Origin of the sequence: Desulfofalx alkaliphila DSM 12257, from assembly GCF_000711975.1 — a bacterium.
Classification (GTDB): Bacteria; Bacillota; Desulfotomaculia; order Desulfotomaculales; family Desulfohalotomaculaceae; genus Desulfofalx; species Desulfofalx alkaliphila.
Map to the genome: position 1 here is coordinate 1 of NZ_JONT01000041.1, position 7,271 is coordinate 7,271.

Here is a 7,271-nt window from a genome sequence, read left to right on the forward strand (position 1 = left end):
GAGGAGTTCCGAGCCAGTGACCGCAAATACAACTGGACTTTGGATGAATTAGCGAAGCTCCCAATCGAGTGGTATGGTGGGGCAGACCTTGCTAAATTACATGACCTGACCGCGGCGGCTCTGTATGGAACGTATGATGATGTTGATGTTGTAATAACTCACGCGTTTTTCCCAATTGTAGCAGCGCATACTAAAGCGGAAGAGGACAATATCCCACTCTTTGGCTGGCAGGATGACGGTTGGCTCACTATGACCAATTCTCCTGTTACCGACCACCAGACCGTTGTAAAGTGGTTCATGGGTATGCGCAAGAAGGGTTTTAACATCAAGCAAGTTGGTTTTGACCGCAAATTTGGGCGAGAGTTTTTCTTGGAGATGAAGAAGGCAAGGTTTCGGATAGAGGATACACCGCAGCTTTACCACCTTAAGTCTGAAGGTTTCCGGCACATTGAGAAAAAGGTTAAAGCAGGCAAGTTTTATTATTTGCATAGCGACGCTTATGAGTATTGCGTCCAGAACGTCCGAGCGATTGAGCAGGTTGACGATGCAGTGAAATATGAGAAAGTGTTGCCCACACAGAGGATAGACCTGTTTGATGCCTCTGTTTTTGCTTGCATGCAGATGTTAAAAAATCTAGCTAAATCTGGGACAGCTGTAAAATGGCTGAAAGGTGGTGAGTAAATGGGGTTAATAAACACAGCAAAACGATTGATAAGAGGAGCTAAATTACTTAGAGACCCTACGGCTAGATGGCTGGTGTTGCATGGCAACCTAGAGGACTTCGATGTTCCCGGGTACACTCGGCTGTCCGACAATCCCGAAGTACGAATGGCAGCTCACAAGATCGCTGATCTGATCAGCTCCATGACTATTCACCTCATGCAGAACACCGAAGATGGCGATATCCGGGTTAGGAATTCATTGTCCCGGAAAATTGACATAGACCCATACAGCCTAATGACACGTAAGGCTTGGATGTATAACATTGTTTACACCATGCTCTTGGATGGTCAGGGCAATAGCTTTGTGTATCCACGAATAAAAGACGACCTAATCGACGAGTTAATCCCTCTTAAACCATCACAAATTAGTTTTACCACCACGAACAATGGGTACAAAGTGCAGTATGGGGATATCGTTTTCAATCCTGATGAACTACTCCATTTTTTAATAAATCCGGACCCAGAGGAACCTTGGAGAGGTAGAGGGTATAGGGTTGTATTACGAGACGTTGTAAATAACCTAAAGCAAGCTGCTCGAACTAAGAAAGGTTTTATGAGCGGGAAATACATGCCAAGTCTTATAGTCAAGGTAGATGCTATGACAGCAGAACTATCTAGTGATGAAGGCAGGAATGGTGTTTTCAAGAAGTATCTTGAAGCAAATGAAGCAGGACAACCATGGATTATACCTGCTGAACTACTCGAAGTAGAGCAGGTTAGACCTTTGACACTTCAAGACCTGGCGATTCATGAATCGGTGGAAATAGATAAAAAGACAGTAGCTGGCATATTTGGTGTGCCGGCTTTTTTCTTGGGCGTAGGGAAGTACAACAAAGATGAATACAACAACTTCATCAACTCCACCATTTTGCCGCTTGCCAAAAGCATTGAGCAGGAACTGACCAGGAAGCTACTTTGGAGCCCGGACCTGTATTTCAAGTTCAACCCGCGCAGCTTGTATGCCTACGACATAAAAGAGCTTGCCGATGTGGGAGCCAATATGTATGTCCGCGGCATCATGACCGGCAATGAAGTGAGAGACTGGCTTGGTATGTCGCCGAGAGAGGGATTGTCAGAGTTGGTTATTCTTGAAAACTATATACCGCTTGGCATGATCGGCGACCAGAAGAAGCTTATCCAGGGGGGTGAGGATAATTGAAAGAAATTAGCATTTTTGACGAAACAAAATTAGTGTTTAAAGACGGTGAAACTTTGATATTAAAACCTTTAGAGGTATCTTCAATATGGGTGAATCCTGAAGAAATAAGAATCATCATTGTTAAAGGCCCCAAAAAGGAGAGGTTGTAACGATGGACAGGAAGATTAAGCAAACCCGAAGCCTGCAAACGGAGCTTACAACTAGGGCAGACGACAGCAATGAAATGTATATCGAGGGTTATTTTGCTGTGTTCAACCGGCAAACTGAACTTTGGCCGGGTGCTTACGAGGAGATAGCACCGGAGGCCTTTGACGAAACGCTGAGCAACGACATTCGGGCTTTAGTCAATCACGATACGACACTGGTCCTAGGCCGCAGCAAAGCGGGGACCCTAGAGTTGAAAACGGATAACTATGGGTTATGGGGAAGGGTTAAAATCAACCCCGCTGATACCGATGCCGTGAACATTTACGAAAGGGTAAAACGGGGTGACGTTGACCAGTGCTCCTTCGGCTTCAACATCACCTCCGAGGAGACAGACTGGCGGGATGATGGCACGGTAAAGTGGCGAATCACTGGGATTGATCTACACGAGGTATCGGTGGTTACATTCCCGGCCTATGAGGATACAGGGGTGCAAGCCCGTAAAGCAGAGGTGGAACAACACAGAAAACGCCGGCTAGAAGTGCGTAAAAAACAACTGAAAGAGAGGTTAAAAACATGCTTAGACAGTTAATGTTATCAAAACAGATTGAACAGCGTAAAAGCTCACTTAATGAGTTAGTGCAACAGGAAGATGCTTTCAAGGTGCGCTCCGAGGAGTTGGAAGCGGCCATCGAAGAAGCTCAGACGGATGAGGAAATTACAGCGGTCACCGAAGAAGTTGAGAAGCTGGAGGCTGAGCAGGCTGAGCTTAAGGAAAAGAAGTCCAAGCTTGAGGATGAGATTGCCGAACTAGAAGGTGAACTCGAAGAAATCAAGTCCAAAGAGCCACCTAACAATGTAAGGGGGAAAGAGAATATGAACAAGGGTCGTGAGCAAATGAAAGAACTCCGCTCTGCTATCAACGAGTATGTGCGGAGTAAAGGAAAGGTATTGAGAGAAGTCGAAGGCTTCAAAGTTATTGATGGGGGAGCACTCGTGCCAGAGGAGTTTTTATCTCCTGAGAAAGTGCCCGAGGATGTTGTTGACTTGACCCGGTATGTCAAGGTTGTAAAGGCAAACCGTGGTTCTGGGACCTATCCGATTATTTCTAAGTCTGGCAGCAAAATGAGCACCGTCGAAGAGTTAGAGGCAAACCCGGAACTCCAAAAACCGCAGGTTACGGATAAGCCCTACAAAATCGACACCTATCGTGGTTACATTCCTGTATCTCAAGAAGTCATTGAGGATGCGGACTATGATATCGTCGGCTTAATCGACGAAGAAATTACCGACCAGAAGCTGAACACTCGGAACTACGCTATTGCAGAACTGCTAAAGACTGCAACTGCTAAGACCGTGAAGAACTTGGATGAGTTTATCACCTTGCTCAATACCGGCTTCAAAACTGCGTATCAGGTCAAACTGTTCATGTCGCAGTCTTTCTTCAATGAGCTTGATCTAATGAAAGACAATCATGGTCGTTACCTGCTCCAAGACGACATCAAACTTCCAAGCGGCAAGAGGCTCAAAGGCAAAGAAGTCGTCGTGCTTGACGACGAGATGATCGGCTCGGTTAAGGGCGACATGGTGGCGTTCGTTGGCGATGCCAAAGCGTTCTGCAAGTTCTTCGACCGCAAACAGTTATCTGTTAAGTGGGTAGACCATAACATTTATGGTCAGCTACTTGCTGGCTTCCTGCGGTTTGACGTCATTGTGGGAGACGAGCAGGCCGGTTACTACGTCACCTACGCACCAGAGCCGGGGGAATAACCGGGCTATTAAGCGTGTCCGCACCGGAAATGCCTGACCTCGAAGCTATGACCAAGGCCGAGTTGGTCGAGTACGCAGATGGGTTGGGCATTCCCGGGCTTAATGCCCGTATGACAAAAGCGGACATAATTGCCGCCATCAGGGAGGCGATGGGATGGACGTAACACTAGCTACTAGTTTAGTTAAAGAGAGGTTAGGGATACGGACAAACGTCCGGGATACCTATTTAACCACCATTACAGAAAGTGTAATTAAAGAGCTTGAAGACGAGAAGGGGTTGGTACTGGATGGTGCCAACCCTTACCATTTAATGTTTGTGGTGGACTACGCCACTTGGCGGTACCAGTCCCGGGATAGCGACAAGGCCATGCCCCGGCACCTGCAATTTAGGCTGCACAATCTAATCATCCATACCGGGGGTGGTGGCCAGTGACCTATGACCACGAACTAACCCTAATTAGCCACACATGGGAGGAAAACGAGATTGGGGTGCAGATACCAGTTGAAACCAAAACAACGGTACTGTGTGGCCTAAAATCTATTTCCCGGGATGAATTTTACAGCGCTGCCGTAACCGGACTAAAACCAGCAATGGTATTTGTAATCCACGAGTATGAATACAATGGGGAACGAGAAGTGGAGTTTGAAGGCGCCCGGTATAAAGTGATAAGGACTTACCGGGGTGGTATGGCCCGGCAAGGGTCTAGGTTGGCCTTTGATGAAATGGAGTTGACTTGCGAAAGGGTGTCTACTGATGGCTAAATTACCGAGATATATGGAGCTGAAACCTGTACCTAACGGCCTCAAACCGTCACTTACCTACAAACTTACTATAAAACGGTGGGGCGTCCCTATTATCATTTACAAGTGTCTGAAAAAGTGTGAGCTTAAATGGTATATGTGGCTACTGTATCCTTATGTGTGTTTTAAGGTGTTAAGGGGTTATGGTGATGGCTAGCAATATTAAAATTGATAATCTTGCCGCAGAGATCACTCTGGCGGTGAAGGAATATACCGAAGATGTTAGTGCCGCTGTTGAAAAAGAACTTAGCACCACCTCGAACGCCGTGTTAAAGGAAGTCAAGGCCACCTCACCCGTAGAAACCGGGGAATACAAAAAAGGCTGGACTCGAAAAAAAGAAACAACTTTGGGCGGCGAGATTAAATATGTTATCCACAATAAAACCAAAGGGCCAATAGCACACCTATTGGAATTTGGCCATGCCAAGGTTGGTGGTGGCCGGGTGGAGGCGATCCCTCACATACGCCCGGCTTACGACAAACATGTTCCCGATATGGAGGAACGGATCAAGCGGATCATTAGGAATGGGGGTTAGGCCATGACACAAACAGAACTATACCAGGCATTAAAAGCACTCGGTATGCCGGTTGCCTATAGCGAGTTCAAGGTGGGCCCTGGGAACCCGGCACCAGAGCCCCCGTTTATTACTTACCATGTGGCGGATGCCAGCGCCTATGGTTCCGACGATAGAAACGAGATAAAGCGCACCGGGTACCTGATTGAGTTGTACACAATCCATAAAGACCCGGCAAGCCAGCAGTTAGTTGAATCCATGTTGGATGCTAAAGGTATCCCATACCAGGTTTATGAAACGCCCATCGAATCTGAAAACCTGTATCAAGCGGCCTACCATATCGAATTTACAACTAAAATTAGGAGGGGTTAAGTATGAGCGACACTCAAAAAATTGTATTAGGTAGCGGTAAATTATACATTATGGAATTTACCGGAGAAATGCCGGAAAATAACGTAATTGAGACTGAAGAAAACCGCCTCGGCCACATTAAAGGCGGGGCTAGTCTGGAATACACACCAACTTTCTACGAGGCTAAAGACGACCTGGGGCAAGTATCTAAAAAAGTGTTGACTGAGGAAGAAGCGGTTTTAAAATCTGGCATAATGACCTGGAACCTAAATAAACTAAAGACGCTATGCAGCACCGGCCGGGTTACCGAGGACGAGGGTATTAGGACATTAAAAATCGGCGGAGCTGGTAATTACGATGGTAGGAAATACGTTGTCCGTTTTTTACATGAGGATGCGGCAGATGGTGACTTACGAGTAACTGTTGTAGGTAGTAACGAGGCCGGCTTTACTATCGCATTTACTAAAGACGCAGAAACAGTCATTAACGCGGAATTTAAAGCACAACCAGCTGATAAAGATGGGACTTTGATCATCTTGGAAGAAGAGATAGAAGGGGTGTAGCCGGTGTTAGATTTTCAGAAACGGGAAAAGAAATACTTTGAGTTAAAACTACATGATGGGACACCACTTAGTTTGCCAACACCAACCCTGAAGCTGATGGGGAGGCTGGAAGCAACCAAGAATGTTGATGGTATGGATTTTCAGGAGGTGTCCACACTGGTTAGGGATGTACTAGACACAAACAGGCAAGGTGTTAAAATCACTGATGCCTGTATACAGAAATTTGATTTTGAAGATATGTTGGATCTATTGATAGGGTACGTGGAATTTACAAGGGGTGTGCTGGCTGACCCAAACTTAAAATCCCTCATTACCCAAGCCAAGGTGATGAGGGAGTAAAATATGTTATCCACTCACTCGACTCTAAAATAGTGAGTGATTACGCCCGGATTAGTTTTCTTGACTTAGAGGATATAAGAGTGGACGACTTCCGGGCCTTGCTCCGGGATGCGTTTATTTACCGGCTAGAGCAAAGCGAAAGCGGTCGGGAGTATCTTGAAAAATGCTGGATATTGGAACAGACAACACCGGATCGGAAAAGATTGAGAGAAAAATTTGGTCAAAAATAAAAGAAGGGGTCGCTATACCCCTTCTTTATGCTTCGTTTTGTGTGGAAATTTCCATGCTTTTTTACAGTCTTGGCACTGCAGCATGTTTTTCAGAAATGGTGAGGCAAACATAAACCCTATACCAAGTAAAATGCCGGCAACGCCTACTGGCGGGACAAGTAATATTAGCCAAATACTAACACCTAACAACGCGAAACCTAGTAAAAAAAAGAAACAACCGCCTTGGGCATTAACCTTTTTCGAACCACACCTGGGGCACGGCTCCCACATTTCCACTTTTTTAGACATTATCCAACTCCTTCCTTTTGCTTACTTTACAATAGTATAACATAAAAGGCGGTGCAATAAATGCTGAAATTAAAATGCGATAAAGGTTGTAAAGAAGAATTTACATTAATAGAACCGGGCACCGATATTGTTTACGACGACATATTAAAAACTTATTTTTGTTGCCCACATTGCGGCCAAGAGTATGTTTCGCACTACACTAATACTGGTATCCGGGAACTGCAGGACACGGTGAGGGTGTTACAGGAAGGTCCAAAAAGAAATAAACGCAAAACAAAGCGTATGATACAAGACTTACAGGCGAGAATCAAGGTGGGCATGGACAGATTGAGAGAGGAAATATAAAACGCATCCTAAGCGGGTGCGTTTTTGTTGTATAAAGGCAGGTG

15 protein-coding genes are annotated in these 7,271 nt (G+C 45.7%); 14 read left to right on the top strand and 1 reads right to left on the bottom strand.

Annotated elements, in window-relative coordinates; translation table 11 throughout:
- The 13 genes from BR02_RS0112405 to BR02_RS0112470 all read left to right on the top strand — a co-directional run.
- Positions 1-681 (top strand): terminase TerL endonuclease subunit (locus BR02_RS0112405; protein WP_031517583.1); only part of this gene is annotated, 681 nt, incomplete at its 5' end.
- Entirely contained in the window at positions 682-1,881 is a 1,200-nt protein-coding gene (locus BR02_RS0112410) for a phage portal protein (protein WP_031517585.1), read from the top strand.
- The gene (locus BR02_RS15510) at positions 1,878-2,030 is read left to right on the top strand and encodes a hypothetical protein (protein ID WP_157834975.1); all 153 of its coding nucleotides are present in this window, start codon (positions 1,878-1,880) and stop codon (positions 2,028-2,030) included. Before BR02_RS0112410 ends, BR02_RS15510 begins: the two co-directional genes overlap by 4 nt.
- Positions 2,031-2,032: 2 nt before the next feature.
- Positions 2,033-2,617, top strand: a complete 585-nt coding sequence (locus BR02_RS0112420; protein WP_031517588.1) for an HK97 family phage prohead protease — start codon at positions 2,033-2,035, stop codon at positions 2,615-2,617.
- Entirely contained in the window at positions 2,602-3,795 is a 1,194-nt protein-coding gene (locus BR02_RS0112425; protein ID WP_031517590.1) for a phage major capsid protein, read from the top strand. The genes BR02_RS0112420 and BR02_RS0112425 overlap by 16 nt, the downstream gene beginning before the upstream one ends.
- Positions 3,796-3,842: 47 nt before the next feature.
- Positions 3,843-3,959 carry a Rho termination factor N-terminal domain-containing protein gene (locus BR02_RS16115; protein ID WP_420795394.1) on the top strand — a complete coding sequence of 39 codons (117 nt, stop codon included), beginning with the start codon at positions 3,843-3,845 and terminating at the stop codon, positions 3,957-3,959.
- Complete coding sequence (locus tag BR02_RS0112435) at positions 3,950-4,228, top strand: hypothetical protein (RefSeq protein WP_031517591.1); 279 nt, start codon at positions 3,950-3,952, stop codon at positions 4,226-4,228. The genes BR02_RS16115 and BR02_RS0112435 overlap by 10 nt, the downstream gene beginning before the upstream one ends.
- Positions 4,225-4,557, top strand: a complete 333-nt coding sequence (locus BR02_RS0112440; protein WP_031517593.1) for a phage head closure protein — start codon at positions 4,225-4,227, stop codon at positions 4,555-4,557. Before BR02_RS0112435 ends, BR02_RS0112440 begins: the two co-directional genes overlap by 4 nt.
- Before the next feature lie 188 nt (positions 4,558-4,745).
- The gene (locus BR02_RS0112450) at positions 4,746-5,132 is read left to right on the top strand and encodes an HK97 gp10 family phage protein (RefSeq protein WP_031517597.1); all 387 of its coding nucleotides are present in this window, start codon (positions 4,746-4,748) and stop codon (positions 5,130-5,132) included.
- Between the two features lie 3 nt (positions 5,133-5,135).
- A complete protein-coding gene (locus BR02_RS0112455) occupies positions 5,136-5,483 on the top strand; it encodes a hypothetical protein (RefSeq protein ID WP_031517599.1) in 348 nt (115 codons plus the stop codon).
- A gap of 2 nt (positions 5,484-5,485) precedes the next feature.
- Complete coding sequence (locus tag BR02_RS0112460) at positions 5,486-6,025, top strand: hypothetical protein (RefSeq protein WP_031517601.1); 540 nt, start codon at positions 5,486-5,488, stop codon at positions 6,023-6,025.
- Positions 6,026-6,028: 3 nt separating this feature from the next.
- On the top strand, positions 6,029-6,364 hold the full coding sequence (locus BR02_RS0112465) for a hypothetical protein (protein ID WP_031517603.1): 336 nt from the start codon (positions 6,029-6,031) through the stop codon (positions 6,362-6,364).
- A gap of 32 nt (positions 6,365-6,396) precedes the next feature.
- The gene (locus tag BR02_RS0112470; RefSeq protein ID WP_238442475.1) at positions 6,397-6,594 is read left to right on the top strand and encodes a hypothetical protein; all 198 of its coding nucleotides are present in this window, start codon (positions 6,397-6,399) and stop codon (positions 6,592-6,594) included.
- A gap of 12 nt (positions 6,595-6,606) precedes the next feature.
- On the opposite strand, the gene BR02_RS0112475 is transcribed toward BR02_RS0112470, so the two are convergent.
- Positions 6,607-6,882 (bottom strand): hypothetical protein, encoded by a 276-nt coding sequence (locus tag BR02_RS0112475; RefSeq protein ID WP_031517607.1) that lies wholly within the window; start codon positions 6,880-6,882, stop codon positions 6,607-6,609.
- Between the two features lie 60 nt (positions 6,883-6,942).
- Here BR02_RS0112475 and BR02_RS0112480 point away from each other — a divergent pair, with 60 nt between their 5' ends.
- Entirely contained in the window at positions 6,943-7,227 is a 285-nt protein-coding gene (locus tag BR02_RS0112480; RefSeq protein WP_031517608.1) for a hypothetical protein, read from the top strand.
- Positions 7,228-7,271: the final 44 nt, after the last annotated feature.